This is a genomic window from Polyangiaceae bacterium (assembly GCA_020633205.1).
Taxonomy (GTDB): Bacteria; Myxococcota_A; Polyangia; order Polyangiales; family Polyangiaceae; genus JAHBVY01.
Genome location: JACKEB010000025.1, coordinates 44,429 through 67,622, shown reverse-complemented (window position 1 = coordinate 67,622; position 23,194 = coordinate 44,429). Strand labels below are relative to the sequence as shown.

Here is a 23,194-nt window from a genome sequence, read left to right as displayed (position 1 = left end):
TGACATGCTCCGCGCACACGCCTCTCTCGTCGCTACCCTATGCCTGCTGGCGCTGGGGTGTCGGCGCGAGCCGGCACCAAGTAAAGGCGATGGGGAGCCGACGCCGGAGTCGTCGCTCCCGAGCGTCGACTCCCTGTTGAAACGCGCGACCAAGAAGCGGCGACTTGGTGGCCTCGACGCAACCTTCTACGTCACGGCGGACACCCACTTCGGATACGGCGTGCCCAAAGACGCGCCGACAGATCGAGACGTGTTGGCGCTCCCGCTTGGCGTGGAAAAGACTCACCAGGTCGCCCTCGCGGCGATGGACAAGCTCCCAGGTCGACCCTATCCGGCTAGCATCGGAGGCGTAGTCGGCACTCCACTCGGCGTGTTGATCGCTGGCGACCTCACCGAGAGCGGCCAAAAGGAACAGTGGGCCGCGTTCCTCGAGTACTACGGTTCCTCGAGGAAACTACCAATGTACGAGGGCGTGGGTAACCACGACTTCTGGGACGTTCGCCAGCAAGCGATCAAGCGCCATGGCGCGCTCTGGTACTCCTGGGATTGGGGAGATCTTCACGTCGTTTGCCTGGGTGAGGCACCGGACTCGAAGACACTGAGCTGGCTCGAGAAGGACCTCGCCTCCCTGGAGAAGGACGTGCCGATCGTCATGTTCCTCCACTTCCCCTTCCAGGGCCCCTACTCCAAGACCTGGTTTACCCGGGACAAGTACGACGACAAGCTCTTCGACGTCATCCAAGGCTACACGGTGCTTGGCTTCTTCCATGGCCACTACCATGGGAGCGGTCGCTACAAGTGGCGCGGGTACAACGTGTACAACGTCGGCTCTGCCAAGCATCGCTGGCATAGCTTCGGGGTTGCGCACGTGACCGACACGGAGTTCACCGTCGCGTCCTGGGACTACGATCGGAACGCCTGGGAATGGTGGCAGAAGACGACCTACCGAAAGTCCTCCCCCCCAAACCGTTAGGGTCCAACAAATAGCGTCGTCAGCGCAGACCAGCGGCCATGGGCGCGCCGCAGTCCTTCTCGTCCACCATCTTGATTAGGTCGAGACAGGTGTGGTTGGCGAACGGATTGCAGTAACCGGACGCGCACTGCTCGTGCTTTCCATCCGCGCACATCTCCCCGCCAGCGAGGGCGTCGACGCAATCGCCTTCCTTGCAGAAGTAGCCGAGCCCACATTGCACGTCGTAGCCACCGAGCAACTCGCAGTGGTCGCCGGGGCTGATCGCAGTCTGACAAGTGCCCTGGTAGGGCTCCGTTCCGACTACAACGTCGTCACGAACGTCGCAGTACAGGCCCGCCCGACAGATCTCGTTCTCGGTTGCGCCGTTGCCCACCTCGCAGTTGGCTCCTTCGGGCAACGCGGTGGTGCGTTGGCAGGTGCCAAGGCCGATGACCTGAAATAGGCCTCCGCAGCTCATGTGCACGTTCGCGTTCGTCGAGGGCCTACAGTCGGAATCCACCGCGCAGTTCTGGCCTTGGATCTTCTTCCCCTGGAACACCAAGCCACACGCACGCAGACCGTCGAAGTTCTCGAGGAACTGTCGAGCCGTCGGAGTGCAAATCCCGAGCAGCGCCTCCAAGCTTACCTGACACTGGTCAACGTACTCAGGGTGATAGGTCTTGGCGGTGGTGGCGACTGCTTGCACTTCTTTCGCGCAGTCGTTGAGGTACTTGGTACGGCACGCGGCTTGGTCGAACGAATAGAGTTGTTCGCAGCATGGCTTGGCTGCGTTGCAGTAGAGGTCCGCGGTCGCGCTGCAAAACTCAGTCAAGTCGAGCAACATCCCCCCGGAACCGCCGCTACCAGCAGCGCCGGCCGCGCCGCCTGTCGCACCGGCACCGCCCACCGCGCTGGTTCCTCCATCAGGCGCCCCGCCCACGCCGCCGGAACCACCGCCGGCTGAGCCACCGGAGGCGCCAGCGCTGCCGGCGTTTCCGCCTCCTCCCGTACCCGCACTACCCGCGGAGCCGCCGGTGCCCCCTGAGGCGCCGCTGCCGCCGCCTCCAGAGAACTCGCTGCCGCCGCAGGCAACGAAGAGCAAACCACCAACGACGCCAACGGCACCAAGACTCAAGAACCTCTGCATAAGCCCGAACCTGTCTAGTCCTCACGCGAGAACACGCGATAGACCCATCACGAATCGCGCCAACATGCGCAACGCCCAAACCCGCAAAGAAGCGGGACACTCGAACCCTGAAAGCATAGCTCGTGTGGACCGCTCATCACACGCGCGACGTGAACATCACCGCTCTCTCAGAACGTGGTGTGACTGATTCGCCACGTCGGTCCCCGCGACACTCGCATGTGGGATCATGTATGCCGGGAACCCGGGATGGATCCGCGCGCGTTTCTCCGCGGGGATTTGTTTCTTGTTCGCGCCTCCCGGGCGCGATTTACCGTGAAGCCGAAACAGGCCGGAACGGCGATTCCCTGGGGCATCGGCCGGCGCTCGCCCGCAGGGAATTCGCCCCCCAATACCCAACGACGAATGGCTCTCCGAGGTTCCTTCGGGTTAGTGGCTATGGCTTTTCACAGGATGCGCAGGATGGCACCTCTACAACTGTGGAGCGATTCCGACGACTGGCGCTTGGCCTTGGGTTGGTTTGTGTGGGCTGCGGGCCTGTTGGACAGCCTGAAGCGGCACCTGGCTCGCCCTCACCCCCAAAAGCTGCCGTTGCGGCCAATAGCGAGCACACTGCGAAATGCCCAGCGTGGGCGCCGATCGAACTGGGGGACGTCGAGCTTGGCGACGACGCGGCGCTGAGCATCGAACGGGGGGCAATGCGGATCGAGGAGTTGCTTGCCGACGGTGAACTCGCCCGAGCGAGCGCACTCGGGAACGCAACGTCGCGCGCTTGCGAAGCGACCGAGGCTGACCTCAGCCAAGACGCTGCTCAGAACCTTCGGCGGGTCTTGTCGAACCTACGTGCAGCTTCCCACGCCCCCCTTGCTGGGGCCGACTATGTGACCCGAGCCCGAACACTGGATGCAAAGCACAAGTCGGCGAAAGCCCATGCTGCCTGGGACCGCGCGTTGATGGCGTACCTCCGGGAAACGGGATTCGAAGCGCAGCGCATTCGCTTGCAGGACACCACGGTACCCTTGGTCGAGAAACGGGGCTGTGCTCCTGAGGTTCGCGTCGAACGTCCCACACGAACCTCGCTTAGCGTCCAGATCATTGATGCGGGCGAACGCTACTACTGGGAGCTCGAGACAAGCGCGGGCGAGTCGTTGTTCGCCGGGGAAGCACGCTACGTGAAGGCTGTGGCAGAAGACGCTTGGCTGGTATTTCGTGACGAAGCAAACCTGATGCACGCCGACGGAAGGGTCGAACGCCTGGGCAAGGTCGACTGCCAACCACTCTTCCAACGGATCGATGAGTGGTTGATCGGGGGGGCTGGTGGACAAGCGCACGCACTGAACCTGGAGCACCCTGAACGCTCCTTCGCCTTCCCTCTACGTGGAGCGACACGACTGGAGGCGACCCGGGTTGGGAAGTACCTCGAACTGTGGCGGGTAGCCGACGGTGACGAACGCACCCTGCTCATTTTCCCTACGGCTTCAGAAACACCACGCAGAGAGGCGTGGAGCGACGACAAGCTCCCTCAGGACGCTGATGTCCGGCTCTTTGACGTCCCACATTGGGGAGCGGTCTTGGTCGAGCGCAAGGTCGTCACGGACCCAAAACTACCGATGGGCTTCAACTTCGAAGTCAATGCGATCCAGCTACAGACTGGCAAACGCTTGGCTCGACAGCTGTGGCCACCGACCGAGTCCACCACCCCCGCGGCGACTCTCGACCCTCGCCACGGATTAATCGTGGTCGGCGAAGGTAAAGACGTCATTGCCACGTCCCTCGGTTCGGGTACCTCCCGGAAACTTCAAGCAAACGAAGTCGATGGCCAGGTGGAGCGCCTTCGGGTGACACGCGATGGCCTGTTGTGTACCGATCAGGTTCAATTGGGACGCTACTACAGCTGCGACCTGAGAGTCACTGCAGACCTGGTCGGGGCGGGACGTCATCGAGCACACAACCGATTCTGCCTTGGCAACGCGGATGGCGTTTGGAGCGGAGTAGTGGCGCCCCGACGCGGCTTCGTCCACCTTGGGAGTGAGGGACGCACGGTGGTGTATGGCGTGTGCGGGCAACGGCTCTCGCCGGACGGGGCGAGTGCAGCCTTCATGGAAGTCAAGCCGCGCACGGGCGACGACGAACCGTTCCGAGGAGCCCTGCTGATCCTCGTCGACACCAGAACCCGGCGTGAACTCTGGAGCCATCCATTGCCCGGAGAAACCGAGCCGAGGTACGCCTTCATCGGCTCCGAGTTCTCCCCCGACGGCGCCCACATCGCGAGCGTCTTCGGCGGCCAAGTATCGGTCTTTCGCACCAGTGACGGCACACCGCTCAGCGGAAGCGTTCCCGCACCCAACCTAAACGGCGTCATCTGGCTCGACGAGACCACGTTCTCCGGCGGAAACAGTGATGCGCCCGTTTTCAGTATTGTGGGACGGACATTGCGCCAAGCAATGCGCGTCAGCGCAGATGCTGGGCGCGAGATGTGCCTGTTTGGTTCGTTGCTCACTCCTGGTTCCGTGTGCCGCAGCCTGACGCGAAAGAAGCCGTGAAGCGGACTCTGTTGCTTGGAGCATGCGTGCTGCTGTTCGGCTGCGGGCCTGTTGGACAGCCTGAAGCGGCACCTGGCTCGCCCTCACCCCCAAAAGCTGCCGTTGCGCCGTCGGTCGCTTGCCCAAGTTGGAGGCCTATCGATCTCGGTCGAATGAACTTCGCGTCGTCGGGGTCGAGCGCTGCGGAGCCGACGCCTGAGGCGATCGACGATGCGTTGCAAGCCGGTGAGCTACTGAGAGCCGGTGTGCTCGCGAATCAGGCATGGCAACACTGCCTCGCGGAAAAACATCTGACAACGCAGAGCGCCTCACGCCTAAGGCAAAGCTTGGCACGGACCCGAGCGGCGTTGAGCGCGCCGAAGCGAGGGGCCGAGTACGTGAGCGAGGCTCAGCGACTCAGTACTGCGAAGCAACCTGAGGGCGCACGTGCCGCATGGGCGCGGGCGCAGATCGCGTATCGTCGGGAAACCAAACAGGCTCCGGTGCTGGCTCGAGAAGTCACCCCCTCAACTCCAGGGCAGGACCTCTGCGCACCATCACTGGTCGCGCCGGCGGTTCCGGGGACGCGCCTGGAAGCATGGGAGCTCGCGAGCAAGCCTCAGCAACGCCTCTGGAAGCTGTTCCGCGCGGATGGAAGCGTTCAATTCTCAGGCCGAGCACGGGCGGTATGGCCCATCACCACCGAGAGCTGGTTGGTCGTCGGGGAGCAGGTGAAACTCTGGCGCGAAAAGCACCCGCCGCTCGCCCTCGGTAGGCCGAGTTGCGAGTCCAGGTTTCGTCGCCTAGGAGACTGGTTGATCGGCTCGGTGCAGGACGGCACAGCGTGGGTGATCAACTTGAGCAACCCTGAGCGAACCTTCACGCGAGCGACCGAGGCGGGTGGTGATGTCACCGCTGCCCGCGTCGGTCCATACATCGCCGTGGAACAGGACGTGGACGCAGGCGTGCGCACCCAGTTCATCTTCCCCGAGGATATGACAGACCCGGACAGCCAAGTTTGGACGCCACCGGATTCACTTGCAGGCCCCGAGCTCTCGTTCTCCTACCTGAAGAAGTGGGGGGGCGTCCTGCTGCGGCGCTCCGTCTACTCGGACGCAGCCGCGCCTGTCCGAGGCTGGCTGATTGAAGCGATTCAGCTCGACTCTGAGAAGCGCCTCGCGAGCCTGGTCATGCCGGTGAGCGTGGTGACTTTACCCGCGGCGACGCTGGACCCACGTTTCGGCTTGGTGGTGGCCGGCGAAGGCAGGGACGTACGGGTCGCCGCGTTTGGTGGCAATTCCGCACGCAAACTACCGGCGGAAGAGATGGTGGGGCAGATCACCCACATCGCAACCCCGGATGGCTTGGTGTGCACGAACCAGGTCTACATTCGTTACTACTCGTGCGCGATGCACGTAACGGCCGACCTAACGGGCGCCGGACGCCAGCGCGCCGCGAACCGCTTCTGCCTGAATAGCGCTGCCGGCCCTTGGTCAGGGGTGGTGACTCCCGAGCCTGGCCTGGTGCACATTGGGAGCGGCGGCGCAAACGTCTCCGAAGTCTGCGGCGAGCGCATGGCGGCAGACGGGTCGATGGCGGCGTTCCTTGAAGTGAAGCCGAAGCGGGGTGCTGAGGGGCCGTACGCGGGTGCCGTCGTCGTGGTCATCGACACCAAGACAGGGCGTCGCCTGCGGCGCCTGCGAGTACCAGGAAAAATGTTCGATCCACAGCCGTTCATCGACGTGAGCTTCTCGCCCGATGGAGCGTTCGTGGGGGTGCTGTTCAACCGTCTGGCGCAGGTCTACCGCTTGAGCGACGGCGCACGAGTGGGCCAAGACTTGCCAGCGGACGGCTGGAGAGCGTTCGCGTGGCTCAGTAGCTCAGCGTTTTCCGGAGGAAACACGGGAGATCCCGTCGCCGAGCTGCAGGGAGACGCCTTTCGCTTCCCATCGACGGCGCCGGGGTCAAGGGCTGAGCGCTGCGTGTTCGGTGAACTCGTGACGCCGGCGGAGGTCTGCACAGCGCAGGAACACACGGCGCAAGAACACGCGGTACCCGAACAATCCGCAGAAAAGTCGCAGCCCTGAACGGCCGCCGACGGGCGCTCCAAGCGAGCGGCCAAGTCGCGTTGCTGTGCTAGATTGGGGTCGCTTTTATGGCCGCCCCTCCCCTGGCTCTCGACGGCGGCGAGAGCTCTTTCGTCGGTCACGAAGAGCATCTCGCGTGCTTGACCCACGCGATCACCGAGGGCCGCTCGTTGGCCATCATCGGCCCGCCCGGGGTGGGTAAGACTCGCTTGGTCTCCGAGGCGCTCCGGAGAGCGCAGACAACGCTCTTGGTCGTGGGTCTCTCGGGGGTGAGGGAACCAACGGAGCTCGTCGCGCGCGTAGCTGCCGCGCTGGGCATCGCCGGAACGACGGGCACCTCTGCGGAGGCACTGGCGCGTGTCGAGCGCGAACTGTCACACACCACCCGTATGTTGGTGCTCGACGGCTGCGAGTCGCTATGCGCAGAAGCGGATGAACTCATCACACATTGGTTCGAAGCGTCCCCTACGCCGTTCATCCTAACCAGCCGACGGCGAACGGGCGCGCCTTGTGAGCAGCTGGAGCTCCCTCCCCTGGGCGTCGAGGCAAGCATCGACGCAAACGTCGCGGATGCATGGTCAGAAGCCGCTGAGCTGCTGCGTGTGCGAACGCTCGAACTCGCGCGGATCCGCCTCGGAGGGGACGAACGGGAAGCCGTAGAGCGTTTGGTCAGGTCGCTCGGCGGATTGCCGCAAGCCATCGAGCTAGCAGCGCCACGACTTGGGGTGTTGCTGCCGGGTCAGCTGCACGCACGCATCGAACATCTGAGGCGCGACACGGACCATGACCTGGACGCGTCGATCGCGACCTCCTTCGACCTGCTAGAGGGAGACGGTCAGTCGTGCCTCCTCGCTTGCGCAGCGTTCCCCGGAGGAACCGATCTCGAGGGTCTCGAACAGGTTGTGGCCCCTGAGGTGGACGCGATCTCCGGCTTGATGGCAGCGCGCAATCACTCCCTTCTGATGGTGACCCGTCAGCCTGGCCACTTGCGATACGTGCTTTCACGAAGCGTTCGGGACTGGCTGGTCGCTCACGCCCGAAGCGTCGGAACGTGGCACGTGATCGAAGCCCGTCACGCAAACTACTGGGCGAATCGCGCCGCCACGGCGGTGCTGGAGACGAACGCTTCCCAGGACGAAGCAGCCAACCTCAAGGCTGCCTTCGAGACGTGCTTGCTGCTGGATCAGCACGGCGCGGCGGAGGTCGCGCTGCGGCTGGCCAGCCCCGGCTACGGGTTACCCTACACGGCGGCGCGCGATTTGCTCGCTCGCGTCGACATCAGCGAACTCCCCACGCTGCAGCGCGCGAAGGTGAGGCTCAAGTCTGGGACCTTCAATCGATTCCTCGCGGAATATCGTCAAGCCGAGTCGGACCTCGAAGACGCGCGAGCGCTCGCGCTCAAAGCAGAAGACGCGCGCATCGAAGTCGAGGCGCTGGTCGGTCTCGGGTGCAATGCCTCTGCCCAGTCTCAGTGGGAACGGAGTCGAGCGTTGTTTGCCGAGGCACAAGTGGCCGGAGATGACGGATCTGGCCACGCGCTGACCCTTGCGATGGTGGGCAACACCCACGTCAATCAAGATGCGTGGAGCGTCGCGGAGCCGCTGTTTCGCGAGAGCATTTCCGTGGCTGTCCAGCGAGCTGACGCCTTCGCGGAAGCGTTCGCGCGCCTCTCTCTTGGCGTCTTGCTAGTGGAGCGGGGCGCCTTCGATGAGGCATTCGGCGAGCTGGTTGACGCCATGGGCATCATCGAGTCCGGGCGCTCCATCCGCTTCATGAACTCAAGGCACTTGACCGCCGTCGCGCTGAGTCACATCGCGCGGGTGAGGCAGGAGACGGGCGACAGCTCTCGGGCGCTGGTCGACTTCCATCGCGCGCGACGTATCGCCGACGCGGAAGGTGCGAAGCGTGCCGAAGCCTTTGCGTTGTGCGGGCTGATTGGGCTCTTGCTCGAGCTCGGTGAGTTCCGCGCAGCGGAAGACGAAATCCGCGTCGCGCTGCCGCTGATCCGGGAAAACGGCCGAGACTACGAAGGGGTGATGGTGACGCTACGTGGAGTGTACTACGCGATGCAGGGCCACCAGAGCGACGCAGAGCGGCTCTTTGCCCACGCCGCGCAGCTCTTGGAGCGTGATCGTCGTAAGGTCTTCGCCGCCGTGCTCGACGTACTTCGCGGTCATGAGTTGCCGCAAGGAAGCGAACTAGAAGGCTTTGCCGACGTGCGCCTCGCGCGGCGCCTTCGCGCACGGTTCTTCGTCAAGCCACCGGAGAAGCCGCTCCTGGTGGCGAAGGACGCATCGTTCTTCCGGCTCTCCGATCAAGCTCACAACGTCGCTCTCGGGAGGCGGCGTGCCGTGCGAGGCGTACTGCGAGCGTTGGTCGCGGCGCGCCACGCTCAGCCCGGAGTTGCGCTATCCGTTGATGACTTGATCCGCGCGGGCTGGCCGGGTGAGCGCATCCTGCCCTCCGCCGCAGCGGGGCGGGTCTACACGGCGATCGCCACGTTGCGCCGGATGGGCCTTCGCGGGGTCGTCGAACAGAACGGCGCCGGGTATCTGATCCCCGCCGAAATCCCGCTCCTCGTGCACGAAGACGCGTGAGCTGAGACCAAACTTTCAGATCGGTTTCAGGCGCTCAACGAGCCACTTTCCACCATGGTTTGGCCATGACGATGCGATGGCGATGCTTGGCAGGCTTGATTCTTCCACTGACGCTCAGCGGTTGCGGTAGCGACGAAGTCGCACATTCTGCTCCGTCGAGCGGCGGCACCGCGGGTACGGCGGGCACCGCGGGGAGCGGTGGAACCAGCGGCAGCGGAGGAACGGCTGGAACCGGCGGCACTGCTGGCAGCGAAACCGGTGGCACGGCTGGCACCGGCGGGAGTGGTGGCTGCGTGACCCTCACGCCAGAAGACACATCGCTGTACTTCGGCAGCTTCGGCGCCTTCGCACTCCAGGCTCGCGTCGACCATCCACTCGCTGGCTACGCGAAGACCCGGCTCGCACTCGAGCTGTACGACGAAGGTAGCGGCCTGCCGGCAGGCAGCTACGACTTGAGTCAGTCGCCCGACGACAACTACGGCACCTGCGAGCACTGCGTGTTGCTCGTGGCCTACGACGAAGTGAACCGACCCCGCCGTGTGTTCTTCCAAAAGTCGGGAACCATGAAGCTCGACAAGCTCGACTTCTTCGAAGGCGCCGGTGCGGGCAGCGTTGACTCGGTGCAGCTCGTGGAAGTGACTCAGAACGCCGACTTGAGCTGGAACGAAGTGCCGGGCGGCACCTGCTTCGATTTGCCCTCTTGGTCCTTCGATACCACACCGGTGAACGGCGGCGAGTGCGATAGCGCGGAAGACTGCCCGAACGAAGCTTGGCAGGTCTGCGACGTCGAGACGCACAAGTGCGTGGCCTATGAGTGCAGCCTCACCTTCGACCCGCCGTTTTGCGATGAAGGGCAGCGCTGCATGTCCCAGATTGGCGCGTTGATCGAGCGTGATGAAGGGGGTTCAGCCGCTGGCGCTTGCTACACCGAGTGCACGCAGCACGCCTCAGGCGTCTGCGCCGAAGGCGAAGTGTGCTTCCCCCTCGGACCCGTTCAAGAGACCGGCGTTTGCATCGCCACGGGAACCGCTAAAGTCGGGGAAGCCTGCACACCGTCAGACGTTTCCACAGGCTGTGAGGCAGGTGCGTTCTGCACGGGTGATCCGTCGCGCTGCCAGAAGGCATGTGACTACCTCACTGACAAGGGCGACTGCCCGAGTGGGACGTACTGTTCGCAGATCAACCTGTGCGAACCCCTGGCCGTCGGTGATCAGGCGCCGGTGGGCACTGAGTGCGAGACGTCCAGCCCAGACCTGCGCGACTGTGGCCCAGAAGGCGATATGTTCCGCGGCCTGTGCATCAATTGGTTCCCCGAGGAACAGGCCAAGCTCTGCGAGCGCCTGTGCAAGATGAACGACCCAGTGTGCGGTCCGAATCAAGACTGCTTGCCACTGTTCTCGAACCCAAGCATCGGGGTTTGCCACACGCGGCCGGTCTGCGGCGACAAGCAGCTCGACCTGATAGGAGGCGAGCAGTGCGATGACGGCAACACCGAGAGCGGGGATGGGTGCTCCGGGGACTGCCGTTCCGCCGAACCCGGCAAGCTTTGCGACCAAGCAGAGCCGCTCAGCCTGGGCATCAACTTCGACAGCAATGAAGGAGGGCCAACCGGTTACGCTTCATTCTGCGACCCGTACATCGCGAATCCCTCGAAGCTCTACGCGTTCGCGCCACCCAGCCCTGGCAAGCTGATTCTCGAGCTCGACAGCGCGGCGGATCTCGGCATCAGTGTGCTCGCCGACTGTGCCGACGCCAACAGCGAGCTCAAGTGCCAAAACCTGCCGGGCACCGACTACTTGGAGATCAACTTCGAGGCAGCGCCCACGAAGCCGCTCCTGGTGACGGTGCGTGGGGCCTACCCCGGCGCCCAAGGCTTGTTCGTGCTCTCGGCAAGCTACGTCGAGGAGAACTGCGGCGACGGCGTGGTGAGCGGCCGCGAAGTGTGCGACGACAAAAATCAAACCGACAACGACGGCTGTTCAGCAGATTGCTCCACCATCGAGTGGACGCCCCTCTGTGCCGGGCTCCCTACCTTGAGTCTGAACACACCGGTATCCGGCAACGTGGACAGCGGCACGCACTACTTCGACACCAGCGGCTTCTGTGCTTACCAGAGCGGTGCCGAACGCGCCTACACCTTCACCCCGGCAACGAGCGGAACGCTCCACCTGGATCTTACTTCCGCAGGGAATCTTGACTTGGTTGCCTTGAGCACCTGCGGCCCCGTTGATCCCGATCAACTGCGCTGCTCGAACAGCGGCTGGGCCGGTCAAAGCGAGCAGCTCGACGTCGACGTCACTGCAGGCACGCCGGTCACGATCGTGGTCCAAGGCCACAACGCTCAAGAAGGCGGCGCCTTCGAGCTGACCGCAAGCATGTAGTGCCGTTCCGTAGGTCAGCTGGGAATCGGTCGACGTCCGAATCCCAGCTGGCCGCTCGAAGTGTTGCGGTGTAGCAATTCACGGTGAGCTTCATCGACGACCGGGCCCATGCCGGGAGACAACGACAGCAACGAGGCCTGATCGACGAAGCGCTCAAGACCAACGCGCGGATCGTGGAAGCCGTCGACATCTCGCCGGAAGGGCGCGGCGTGGGCGGCGCGACGGTCAGCGCCCTGAAGAACCTCTTCGGGGGCAAGCTAGGTATCGACGCGCTCCAGGTGCTGCGTTTCGACTCAGGAGGCTGGCACCACTGCTACGTCCAGCCGTTTTCAGGCATGTCGAGCATGCCCGGGGAGCACTACGGGATCCTGAACGGCTGCCTCGCTGCCCCAGCCATCTTACGTGAGGGCGGCATGTTGAGCCCGCCGCGCTGGGACTCTGGCTATTTCCCCGAGGTAGCACAGCAACTGAACGCTCACTACGGGTTGAAGTCAGCAGTCAAGGCGCTGAAGTGGGAGTGGCAAAGCGGCTTTGGAGAGGTGACTCTAGACTGGGGCGTCCAGATCCGGAGCCGCGGGGACGGCACCAGCGAGGTGGTGATGCAGGCGGGGCGCTACGGCGGTTTCACCACCCCTCAGGTGGGCTTCGCCGTTTGGCAGCAGCTGATGAGGAGCCTGAGCGAGTGCCTCTATCCAGCCACGTGCGAGCGGCAGCACTACATTCAATCGCCGCGCTTCGTGGACGTGTTCGACCCAACCTACCACCTCACTGAAGCCGCGATGGAGGCTCCAGCCGCTTCCGCTGCGGGTACGCCGTCGCCTCAACCACAGGTCGACTACCTGCACTGCGTGCGCGCTTCACTCACGCCTCACTTGGGCAAGCGAGTTTGGATCGACGGGATCCCCAGCTCGCAGCACGCCAATCTCTACCAGTTCGTGCTGCCCGGCGAACTCAGCCAGATGCCGCTGTTCGGAGCAGTCGACTTGACCACCTTCGGCTCCGCCAAGGACGCGGTGGTCGTCACGCCCTCTCACCTCGTGTGCAAGGAGTTCGAAGCACGCGAGGCGATCCCGTTAAGCGCGATCCGACGCGAGCTCGACGACACGTTCACCGGCATGGTGATCGAGGTCGCGGGTCGCGGCGCCGTGAAGATCCCCTACGGCGTGGAGGCAGAAGCCGTGCGCTCCTTGATTCGGGGGATAGTCGAGGTCAACGCCTGGCACGCAGCTCATCAGTAGCAGCGTGTTGGCGCGACGAAGTCAGTCGCTCAGGCGGCGTTCGAGCAGCACGCGGATCGCAGCATTGGGAGCTTGTTCCAAGGCCTCTCGCTTGTACCGGTCGGCGCGCGCGCCGTCTCCCGCACGGCGACACAAGTCGGCGAGCGCTGCGAGCCACAGGTACGATCCGGCGAGCCAACCCGGCGGCGCTTCCGCTTCCAAGCACCGAAGGGCCGCCGAGGCTCCCGAAAGCTCCGCCAGGGCTAGCGCTCGGTTCAGGCGATGCAGCGGAGAAGGGCTCACCGCTTCGAGCAGCTCGTAGCACTCGACGATACGCCGCCAATTCGTCTCCTTGAATGAAGACGCCAGGCAGTGTTCTGCGGCGATACCTACTTCCGCATGGTATCTCGTAAAGGCGTCTCCGTCCGCTGAGCGGGCCAGCCAGTGGAAGCCCAGCTGGATCCGCGCCGCATCCCACGCTTGGCGATCTTGTTCCTCGAGCAACAGCAAACCACCCGCAGCATCCTGCCTCGCGCCAAGCCTCGCCAAGTGGAGGTGCATTAAGGCGATCAGCGCCGCGGTCTCCGGATCCGCGCCGACAGGGTGCGCTGCGAGTTGCTCCGCGAGCCGCAACGCCTCTTCGCAGAGCTCCCGCCGGATGGCGACTTCAGGGTGAGCCGACAGGTAGCCCTCGGTGAAGAGCAAGTACAACACAGCGCGCACAGCGGGGAGCCGCTCAGCGTAGTTCTGCGGCTCGAGGTCGAGATCTCGGGGAAGCCCACGCAAGCGCTCGCGAGCACGGCCCAGGCGCTTGTATACGTTGGCCTCGGAAGTAAACAAACGCAGGGCAATCTCGCGTACGCCGAAACCACACAACGAGCGCAGGGCGAACACCAGCTGGGATTCCACGGGGATATCTGGGTCACAACACACGAACAGCAGAAGCAGCTCGTCGTCGCTGAGCTCGCCTTCGAGTTTCACGTCGACGGCTTCCACTGCGTCGTCCGAGGTGTAGCGCTCGAGAATGTGTCCCCGACGGCTGCGCTGGCGCGCCTCCCCCAAAAATTCGTTCACGGCGACGCGGTAGAGCCACGCTGCAGGGTCGTCAGGCAGGGTCGTTCGACCCCAGCTCTCGAGCGCAACCACGAGCGCCTGTTGCACGGCGTCCTCGATCCGCCCAAGCTGGTGCACGCCGAAGCGACGCACCAACTTGGCAACCAAGCGCCCATACTGGTGGCGAAAGAAGCGGGGCGAGAGCTCCAGCGTCAAGGCGTGCGGATCTCGATCACTTCGACGCCTGATCCGGGACGCACCAACCCGGGACAGCCGCTGGCGATCTCCGCGGCCTCCTCGAGCGTTTCCGCGGAGACAATCATGTAGCCACCGACCAGCTCCTTGACCTCGACTAGCGGCCCATCGAGCGTCTCCGCCGTGACGACCTTGCCGCTTCCGAGGCGCCCTCCAAGATCGACGAGGTTGTCCTTGAACTGCTCTCGCCAGGCGTTGAACTTCTCGTACATCCCCTGCATTTCAGCTGGGGACATCGCCTCCCCGCTGGTGGGCACACTGCGCTGCAAACACAAAAACTTCGGCATCCTCTGGTGTCCTTTCCGCCGCTATCCACTGCAGCGACTACCAAGGATGCGCGAGCCCCCGAGTTTTGGACACCACCGTGAAATTTTCTGGGGGTGAGGGTGCGACTTTGCGACTCCGGCGGCCGACAGCTCGGTGAACTGCGCGCAAAGATCGAGTGATCAGCGCCGCGACTCGAGCCACCAGATCAACAGGCCCATCAGGCCCATGGTGATGCCCAGCGTCAGGAACAGCCCCAGGCGCTGCTTCGGGGTCATCTGCGCTGCCTGTTGCTTGCGCTCCGCTTGAGCCTGTTTGTACGCAGCCACGTCTTCCAGCACCTTGGTCTCAATCAGACCAAAGGTGCGATCCCACTGAATGCTGCCATCATCCAGACCATCGAGCAGGCTCTGCAACCAAGCCTCCGGAGACTCAGCCAGCACGGGTACGTTGTCGTCGTCGTGGGCCACCGCGAGCACCCGGCCGTCGCGGTCATCGATCATGATGTGTTGCCCTGAATTGTCCGCGGCGATCGCCAGCCACTGCGGCTCGACCCAGTACCCGTCTGGTTCCGCCCGGATATCATCCGCGATACGCATCGCGTCAGCGGCCTCCGACAGAGTCACCAGCTCGTGGGAGTCGTAGAACGAGTAGGCCGTGTCCTGACCATCGCAGGCCTCGAACCAGCGCCGACAGTGCCCGTTCGGAAAGCGCTCAGCGAGAGCTTGCCAAGCAGCAGCCCCCGCGGGTGGGCGGAGCACCGGGCGCTCCTCGCTGAAGCGCTCGAGTAACTCTTCGAGTTTCGAAGCTAGCTTGGTCTCACGCTCTGCCACGAGCGCAGGCTAGCCTAGGACCAGATCGAGGCAAGATAACACGCGTTTCCCCGAGGTTTGCGGGTGAGGGAGCATCTTCGCCGCAATGCGGCAAACCGCATGAACTGGAGCGCTCCGCTGTTCCAACGATGCCACGCCGTCGGGCTCCCGACGCTGGGGACACGCTAGTTCCAGCGGTACGCGATTGGGCACCGCTTGGCGCTTTCCTATCGCCCCCAGTGCTGCCATCTTGGCCAGATGTCCGGTGTGCGCCGTTACCTTGCCCTATCCTTCCTCGCGCTAGCCTTCTCGGGCTGCGAGTCGACTGAAGAGACCGCCCAGCCCATCGTGTTGCCAGACCCGCCGGCGAACGACGGAGTGTTCGGCTATGCGAGCGGTTGCTACGCAATGCAGGGCTTCTCCGGGAAGGCCGAACCCACGCATTTGGCTGCGAGCGCGGGCGGCGACGCGTATGAGTTCAGCGCAGCCCTCGCCGACTCCGCGGCGCACTTTCGCATGCGCGCGACGGACCTCGGCACCTACCTGTTCTACGACAAGGAGCAGCGCTACTTCACCGCGCAAGCCGTCGAAGGTTCTGAACCGACGAAGTACGAGTTCGTTAGGGCGAGCGAGCTCCAAGACTCGGTGCAGCTGCTGGACGACAGCTTCCGTTCCCCCGCGGAATGGGAAATCGAAGTCTCCGAACGGGACGCCGAGCGCTTCCAGCTGAAGCACTATCAGAGCGGCCTGTATCTGACGTTGAGCGGTCTAACCGACGACGCAAAGCAGGCCGCGATCATCACGCTTTTCCCCGAGGAAGACTGTGCCACCTTCCCAGAGCTCGAGCTGGACGCGGAGGGCACGCCGACCAAGACGCAGTGGGACGACGGCGACCTGTACGGCATCGCGGAGATCCACTCGCACATTTTCACCAACTTCGGCTTCGGCGGGGGTGGGATCTACCACGGTTCGCCGTTTCATCGCTTGGGGGTAGAGCACGCACTGCCTGACTGTTCGCTCTGGCACGGCCAAGACGGCAAGCGCGACATCGTCGGCTACTTCTACGACAACGACACCGGCCTCGGGGACATCACCTCGCTGATCCCGATCCTGACCAGCGGCGAGGTCCCCGTGTTCAATCACGAGACGACGGGCTACCCGGATTTCACCGCCTGGCCCAACTCGTGGAATAGCTCGACTCACCAAACGATGTACTACCGTTGGATCGAGCGCGCGTACCTCGCTGGGCTGCGACTGGTGGTGAATCTCGCGACGGGCAACTCGGTGCTGTGCGATTTGGTTCGCGGCACCAAAGCCCAGGAGGTGCGTTACTCCTGCAACGACATGGTGAGCGTGGAGCGCACCATCGAGGAGACGAAGAACCTCGAGCGCTACATCGATGCCCAGTCCGGTGGCCCCGGCAAAGGCTGGTTCAAGGTCGTCACTTCTCCGGCTGAGGCTCGCGAAGCCATCAAGGCGGGCAAGCTCGCGGTGGTGTTGGGGATCGAGATCTCCAACGTGTTCGATTGCTTCCTCACCCCCCCCGACGGCTTTGAGACCTGCAGCGAAGATACGATGAATGCAGCGCTGGACCGCTATCAGGAGCTCGGTGTCCGCGTGGTCTTTCCCGTACACAAATACGACAACGGCTTCACCGCCGGCGACGGCAGCAATGGCATCATCGAGCTCGGCAACGTGATCAACAGCGGTCACTACACCAGCAAAGTCCAAGACTGCCCCGGCATCGACGTCACATTCGATCACGGGGGAGTGACCTTCGGCGGGCTCAACAAGCCTCGAGATGCCTTCGACTCAGAACCGCCCTTGGACATGAGCGGCTTCGCAGACAACGTGGTGACCAAGCTGTTGCCGCTACTCGGCGCGATCCAGGAACCAGCGCTCGAGGGCGAGTACTGTCAGAAGTTCGGGCTCACGCCCCTCGGGGAGAAGCTGATCCTCGGACTGATGAAGCGCGGCATGATCCCGGACATCGCCCACCTCCCGCAGCGCTCCCTCGAGCGCGTCTATGAGATGCTTGACGCCGCGGACTACCCGGCAACCAAGACTCATGGCGGCAGCAACGACGGCCACGTCTACGCGCTCGGTGGCATGCGCGGAGCGGATTTCGGGCGCTGTGCGGATCCGAACGACCCCGGCAACGTGGCGAACGGCCTGCGCAACTCACTCCAGGAAATCACCATGAACGGCGGTTACCCCGCGGAAGGGCTCTCTTTCGATCTCAACGGCTTCGCTGGCGGGCCACGCCCACGCTTCGGCGACAACAGCCCGTGTGGAGGCGGACAAGATGACGCCACCCGAGTCAGCTACCCATTCACTTCTTTCGACGGAAGCGTAACCTTCAGCCCGCCTCACCTCGGAAATCGCGACGTCGACTTCAACACCGAGGGCATGCTGCACATCGGCCTGCTGCCAGAGTACATCCAAGATGCCCGCAACACCGGTGTCGACGACGAGACGCTGGAGCCCATGTTTCGTTCGGCTGAGGGCTACGTACGCATGTGGGAACGGGCGGAGGCGCGCGCCAAGGCCATGCAGTAGTCGCATTTTCGCGCAGTCGAGAACTCCTGCGATGCTTGGACGTAGCATTGGCGCATGCGACTCACTGCTTGCCTCGGATTCTGCTTGGCTGTGGCGTGCTCAGAGCCCGCGCGCCGACCCCTCGCAGATCCGCATGGATCTCACGCCCCCGCTGAACAGGTGACCGCCCTTGCGCCGAGCGAGCCGAGCGACGCCACCGCAATTCCAGGGGAAGAACCTGCGACTCCTGTTCCTCCAGAACCACCGCCACTGAGCGAAGCAGAGCACTGCCAGCACCCGCCCAAGGCGAAGGGCGCCGATGCCTGGGACACGGAGTACCTACGCGTCCCTGAGGGAGAGCTGAGCCCGGTGACCTTCGGCACCGTGAACGACCGCGAACTGGACTCGAGTGTGAAGCAACTGAGCGACGTCGAGTATGTCCAACTCGAAGCAGAACGCGCCCGGGAACTAGTGGATGCGGAGTTCAAGTGTCCTGATGGGGAGCAGGCTTACCTGGTGCGAGCCGTCGCTCACTCCACGAATTGGGGCTTCTCTGCGAACTATTCGCGACGCTACGGGCTCTTCGTTCGCCACCGCGCACTCGGCCGCCGGACGCCACCACTCAGGAAGCGCGCGCTGGTGGCATGCCTAGCCGAGGCTCCTCGCCAGGTGTGCCCAACAGCCAGCGTGGTTGAGTAGCTTCCCTCAGCGGGGCGGGTCGGGCGGCGGCGCGATCGCCTTGAGGTTCATGCCTCCCGGATACTGGTAGCTCGTGTAGCGACCGTAGCCGATCACCTGAAGGCCAACCGGAGCACTTGCCGTGAGGATATGCGCTCCCTGTTGTCCGGGTCCAAGCCCAACCCGCACGACGCCAAATCCTGACCCAATCGCCGTGGCGGCGACGTTGACCGAAGCGCCATCAAGCTCGAGTTGGGTGTCCATCGGCATCACGATATCCGCATAGCTAAGATCGTAGTTGCTCGGCGCTAGAAAGACGTACTTCGTTCGATACTGCTCCACGGCGGTCATGTAGCTCATCGATGGGTCGCCACGACCCTCAGGGTTCGTCCCATTCGGGTCCGACGGATCTGGGTCCACCAGCGAGCCGCCTAGCTGAAATGTGGCCACCGCGAAGGCCTGGTCCGCTTCGACCTCGAAGCTACCCTGCACGACACCGAGGTCGACCCACTGCCCAGCGTTCAGGCTGGTGGGTGCCCCAGCAGGCATTCCGCTCGGATAAGACAGATTGGTGCCGTCGAAGTTGCCATAGATGCGCACGATGTGCCCCGGCGTATCGCCGTTTGGACCCGTGGGTGGAGTCACGAAGTAGTGCTTGCCGAAGGTCTCCGCGGGTAGCAGGGACTCCTCCGTGTGATCGCACGCCGGCTTATCGTCGGGCGCGACGGAGCATGCGGTACCCGCGATGACCTGTACGGGTTTGTTCGCCTGGATCAGCGAGCCGCTGAGTTCACCGGTGCCTGTCAGCTTGGTCGAGGTCATGAGCTGAACCACGTCGCCGGCGTTCAGCGACAGGGTCGTGCTGCCCCCTCCCGGAACCGCTGGGATGGGGCCGCCCGGCTCTATCGTGCCCGTGGCGGACACATAGACGGTCACTTCCGTGTTGTCTTGGGTCCCGGTGATGGTCATGAACTCCGGGAACGAGGCAGTGGGGTAGAAGTAGCCGTGACGACCTGCGACGCGGTAGTTGCCCGTCATCGCGGTGCTCGGGAGCAGCAACGACGCGTCGTTGGTGTACGTGTAGTAGGTCTGGTTGCAGTTCGTGGGGAACGCGCAAGTGGGCGCCGTAGGTTTGCACTGCGTCCAGTCCTTCCCAGGAGCGCCTCCGATGGATGCGTACTGCAGCGGGTTGAACTGATAAACTGCCACGGGTCGGGTGCTCACCAAGTGATACGCACCTTGGTCGAGGCGCGCGGTACTCGGCGACGCAGTGACTTGCTTGCACTGGTCGGCCTCGGGGCCCTTGAGCACCGGGATCCACGGCAAGAAGATCGTGCGCAGTTCGTTCGGTGGAATTTCCGCGGTGGCAACTCCCGTGTCCCCAATGGTCACCGTGACCGACGCGGTTTCGTTGCCCGCATTCGCTGCCACCACCGCGAAGTCGAAGACCGACCACACGCCATTCGCGGTGACGGTAGGCCAGAAGTCACAGCCGACGTAGGTCTTGCGGTCCGCCGCTTCAGCGCACGTCTCTGGATCCGTCAGGTCGCTACCGCCAGTGCCAGCGGTACCACTGTCGAGGAAGCCGCCGCTGCCGCCGTTGCTCAGCCCGCCGCTGCCATTGCCCCCGTTGGCTCCGACCTTCGAGCTGCTATCGCTCGCAGAGCAACCGCCGAGCGTGCCTAGCGCGCTCACTCCAACTAACAGCCCCAACACCACGCCGCTTCGCCCAGCCATTGGCTAAGAGTAGGTGCGGGCCGGTGGGCCGGTCTACTCGATTGGCGCTCCAATTGGCTATTTCGCGCCCCGGGAGGCGCGAACAAACAACAATTTCTTGGGGGAGAGGTCCGCCGTTCCTGCGTCGCTAGATACTTTAAGCTTTAAAGGTCAGAAGCGGCTGCAAGCGCGCGACGGGAGTCGCAATGCCCACCTCGGACTGCACCGCAACCACCGGTTCGATGGCCTTGTACGCGGCAGGCGCTTCTTCAACCACGCGCTCGCTGCGTCCGATGCACTCCACTCCCTCGAGTCCAATCGACTCCCCGCGGGCCGCGCGCTTACGCATGTCACCACGGGTCCGAGCACGGCCGGCACCGTGAGATGCCGAACACAGGTAGTCGCTGTTCCCTTCCCCGCGCAACACGTACGAAGCCTGCCCCATCGAACCAGGGATCAGCACGGGTTGCCCAAAGAAGGCCGGTGTGGCTCCCTTGCGGTGCACGTAGCGCTCGCCTTCGCGAGTGACGGTGTTGTGCGGCACATCATAGACCAGCGGGACCTCTAGCTCACGCCCAAAGACCTGTCGCAGACGGTCTCGCATCATTTCCGCAAGGAGAATACGGTTCACGTTCGCGTAGTTCGCTGCAGTGTTGAGTGCCGTGATGTAGGTCGTAGCGTCCGCTCCGTGGAGCGCGAAGATGCCGCTCTTTGGGTGGGCAACGCCTAGGGGCCAAAGCTCGCGGGCGCGCTCCATCCACTCTCCGCCGACCACGCCTCCAACACGGCGCGAGCCGGAGTGAACCATCAGGCAGATCTGTCCCTTGCGGAGGCCCCACCCGAACGCCGTTCGGCTATCCAGGATCTGCTCCACGAACTGCACCTCGATGAAGTGGTTTCCGCCGCCAACCGTTCCCATGCAGCTGTCACGGATCACGTCACGATCGTCCGGTAGCAGATCCCTGGGTGCGTGGCGCGCGTCCCCCTCGGCACTGCCAAGCTCGAAGCTCCTCTCGAGCTCCGATTCCAGCTGATCGAGCTCGATTCGCTGCATCAAGCCGAGCGGTGCGCGGCGCGTCGCTTCCAACCAACCAAGCGCGCCCGCTTCAAACATCGCGCGCACGGCGGTGACCTGCATCGGTAGGTCTCGGGTGCCCAGGAACAGATCACCATAGACCAGCTCGAGCCATGCAGCCTTGCGGGACAGGAACGTCTCCACGTCGAGCTCAACCGTATGCAAGCGCATGCCACATTGGATGTCGGTGCCGATCGCCTGGGGGATCACCATATCGAGCGTGGTGGCGATCACGGCTCCCACCGGAACGAGAGAACCGGCGTGGAAGTCGGGCGTCGCACACGCTGCACAAACAGCGCCGCCCAGCGGGTGCTTCACCCCCGCGAACGCACAGAGCTGGAGTAACGCCTTGCTATCGAGAGCAAACCCTTCGGGCAACAGCACCCTCGCTGGCTCCACATTGTGTTGCGGATGACAAACGGAAAACACCGGACCTTCTTTCCGCACGAGAAGACCCTGACGGGCGAGCGCGCGCAGCACTCGCGGGAGCGGTGCACTGGGAGTGGCGCCGCCCAAGTCTGACTTGGACATGACTTGCTGCTTTCGTTCCAAACCGCGGGCGCACGCCCGCACGCGCTCAGCGGACCACCTCAAACAGCCGAAAAGGCCGCCAGGGTGCGCAAAACGCAACCTAGCTCACGCTTCGAGCGCCCCTCTTGGAAGGCAGCGAAGCAAGAGCCATGCTTTGAACGAGGCCAGCAGCCAGCCACCTCGAACCCGCGCAGTATGCCCAAGAACGGCCGCCCGTCAAGGATGCCGCGCGGATCTACCGAAAGCGAGCCTCGCGACGCCTTGGCCGAAACAACCGTTCGTGGCCTGATGCGTCTAATGCGACCCATGAGACGCCTGCTCGTACTGACGCTGATCGCCTTGGCCGGCTGTGCCTCACTCCCAACCCCGGAATCCCCTTCGGCGCCTGCTGCAGCGCCGACGGAATCAGCGCAGAACACGGCACCTTCGAGCGCGGACACAGACGACAAGTGCGGTGGCTTCGAAGCGCTCGAGCTGGGGCAGCCGGTCATGCTGCTCAACGGAGCCCTGAAGCTCCGGGTGCCTGCGGGCGCGGAAGAAAGCGCGCGCACCCCCGACATCATGTCGGCGCCCAACGCTGCGAGTACCGAGACGCGGCTCGTCATCGACATCGGGGACGCGCGCCTCGTGGTGATGACCCACGCCTTCTTGGCGACGGAGACTGAAAAGCTGGAAGCGAGCAAGCTGCGCCGGGATGCGTCGCTCGTCGAGTATGGCGCCGTCGAGTCGAAGCCCGGATTCGAGCAGCTTACCGGAACCTATCGCAAGCTCGCCCCGAAGGGTGACACCGTGTTCGTGGCGACTGCCCTCACCAAGCTTGCTGACAACACCCTGCAGGAGACGCTCTTCGCAGTGAACGACGTCGCGTTCAAAGCGGGCGTGGGTGGCTGCAAGGCCATGGCAAAGCGCGTGCTCGCCAGCCTGGAGCTCGGTCCGAACCAGCTCGACCTGAGTGAGCGAGACGTCGAAATCGAGGGCGGCGAGTACTCCCTGCATGTACCCGCTGGATACGTGTACTACCCGCAACCAGGTCCGGATTTCGCCGTCTACCGCCTGCAGGAGTTGTCGGCCATCGGCACCAACGCCGCCGTGGCGGGGGTCTATTTCGGTCATTTCGCGTCTTTCCACCCGGAACCAACGGCAAAGAAGCTGCCCGGCAAGGTGCTCGGACAGGCGGTGACCTGGTTCGAGACCAAGGACGGCGACGGCATCGGGCGAGAGACGCTGGTCAAGCAAGGGGAAGAACAGATTCACCTCTTCCTTGGAGCACAGGACGCGGCCCACGCTGAGGCCCTGACGAAGGCGCTTTCAAGCTTGAAGCACAGGCCCAGCAAGCCCTGAAGGCTAGTGAGGCGAATCGGTGATCCGCTGT

At 63.8% G+C, this 23,194-nt stretch carries 16 protein-coding genes; 9 read left to right on the top strand and 7 right to left on the bottom strand.

The window, feature by feature from the left end; all coding sequences use genetic code 11:
- Positions 1-4 precede the first annotated feature (4 nt).
- On the top strand, positions 5-973 hold the full coding sequence (locus tag H6718_35565; protein MCB9590781.1) for a metallophosphoesterase: 969 nt from the start codon (positions 5-7) through the stop codon (positions 971-973).
- A 19-nt stretch (positions 974-992) separates the two neighbouring features.
- Here H6718_35565 and H6718_35560 read toward each other — a convergent pair whose 3' ends face one another.
- Positions 993-2,099 (bottom strand): hypothetical protein, encoded by a 1,107-nt coding sequence (locus H6718_35560; GenBank protein MCB9590780.1) that lies wholly within the window; start codon positions 2,097-2,099, stop codon positions 993-995.
- 569 nt (positions 2,100-2,668) lie between these two features.
- The gene (locus tag H6718_35555; protein MCB9590779.1) at positions 2,669-2,899 is read right to left on the bottom strand and encodes a hypothetical protein; all 231 of its coding nucleotides are present in this window, start codon (positions 2,897-2,899) and stop codon (positions 2,669-2,671) included.
- Between the two features lie 78 nt (positions 2,900-2,977).
- On the opposite strand from H6718_35555, the gene H6718_35550 reads away from it, so the two are divergent.
- The 5 genes from H6718_35550 (at position 2,978) to H6718_35530 (ending at position 12,921) form a co-directional block, all read left to right on the top strand.
- Positions 2,978-4,639: a hypothetical protein gene (locus H6718_35550; protein ID MCB9590778.1), complete on the top strand. Its 1,662-nt coding sequence runs from the start codon at positions 2,978-2,980 to the stop codon at positions 4,637-4,639.
- Between the two features lie 152 nt (positions 4,640-4,791).
- Entirely contained in the window at positions 4,792-6,705 is a 1,914-nt protein-coding gene (locus H6718_35545; protein ID MCB9590777.1) for a hypothetical protein, read from the top strand.
- Between the two features lie 68 nt (positions 6,706-6,773).
- Complete coding sequence (locus H6718_35540; GenBank protein ID MCB9590776.1) at positions 6,774-9,302, top strand: AAA family ATPase; 2,529 nt, start codon at positions 6,774-6,776, stop codon at positions 9,300-9,302.
- Positions 9,303-10,759: 1,457 nt separating this feature from the next.
- The gene (locus tag H6718_35535; GenBank protein ID MCB9590775.1) at positions 10,760-11,683 is read left to right on the top strand and encodes a DUF4215 domain-containing protein; all 924 of its coding nucleotides are present in this window, start codon (positions 10,760-10,762) and stop codon (positions 11,681-11,683) included.
- Positions 11,684-11,766: 83 nt separating this feature from the next.
- The gene (locus tag H6718_35530; protein MCB9590774.1) at positions 11,767-12,921 is read left to right on the top strand and encodes a hypothetical protein; all 1,155 of its coding nucleotides are present in this window, start codon (positions 11,767-11,769) and stop codon (positions 12,919-12,921) included.
- A gap of 21 nt (positions 12,922-12,942) precedes the next feature.
- Here the strand turns inward: H6718_35530 and H6718_35525 are convergent, their stop codons facing one another.
- The 3 genes from H6718_35525 to H6718_35515 form a co-directional block, all read right to left on the bottom strand.
- Positions 12,943-14,121 (bottom strand): sigma-70 family RNA polymerase sigma factor, encoded by a 1,179-nt coding sequence (locus H6718_35525; GenBank protein ID MCB9590773.1) that lies wholly within the window; start codon positions 14,119-14,121, stop codon positions 12,943-12,945.
- Positions 14,122-14,165: 44 nt separating this feature from the next.
- Positions 14,166-14,495 carry a hypothetical protein gene (locus H6718_35520; protein ID MCB9590772.1) on the bottom strand — a complete coding sequence of 110 codons (330 nt, stop codon included), beginning with the start codon at positions 14,493-14,495 and terminating at the stop codon, positions 14,166-14,168.
- Positions 14,496-14,654: 159 nt separating this feature from the next.
- On the bottom strand, positions 14,655-15,305 hold the full coding sequence (locus H6718_35515; GenBank protein ID MCB9590771.1) for an SMI1/KNR4 family protein: 651 nt from the start codon (positions 15,303-15,305) through the stop codon (positions 14,655-14,657).
- A gap of 237 nt (positions 15,306-15,542) precedes the next feature.
- Between H6718_35515 and H6718_35510 the strand changes: the two genes are divergently transcribed.
- Both H6718_35510 and H6718_35505 read left to right on the top strand, forming a co-directional pair.
- The gene (locus H6718_35510) at positions 15,543-17,843 is read left to right on the top strand and encodes a membrane dipeptidase (protein MCB9590770.1); all 2,301 of its coding nucleotides are present in this window, start codon (positions 15,543-15,545) and stop codon (positions 17,841-17,843) included.
- 54 nt (positions 17,844-17,897) lie between these two features.
- Positions 17,898-18,521 (top strand): hypothetical protein, encoded by a 624-nt coding sequence (locus tag H6718_35505; protein ID MCB9590769.1) that lies wholly within the window; start codon positions 17,898-17,900, stop codon positions 18,519-18,521.
- A gap of 6 nt (positions 18,522-18,527) precedes the next feature.
- Here the strand turns inward: H6718_35505 and H6718_35500 are convergent, their stop codons facing one another.
- Entirely contained in the window at positions 18,528-20,237 is a 1,710-nt protein-coding gene (locus H6718_35500; protein MCB9590768.1) for an IgGFc-binding protein, read from the bottom strand.
- A gap of 136 nt (positions 20,238-20,373) precedes the next feature.
- On the bottom strand, positions 20,374-21,822 hold the full coding sequence (locus H6718_35495) for an RtcB family protein (GenBank protein ID MCB9590767.1): 1,449 nt from the start codon (positions 21,820-21,822) through the stop codon (positions 20,374-20,376).
- 306 nt (positions 21,823-22,128) lie between these two features.
- Here H6718_35495 and H6718_35490 point away from each other — a divergent pair, with 306 nt between their 5' ends.
- The gene (locus H6718_35490) at positions 22,129-23,163 is read left to right on the top strand and encodes a hypothetical protein (GenBank protein ID MCB9590766.1); all 1,035 of its coding nucleotides are present in this window, start codon (positions 22,129-22,131) and stop codon (positions 23,161-23,163) included.
- Positions 23,164-23,194: the final 31 nt, after the last annotated feature.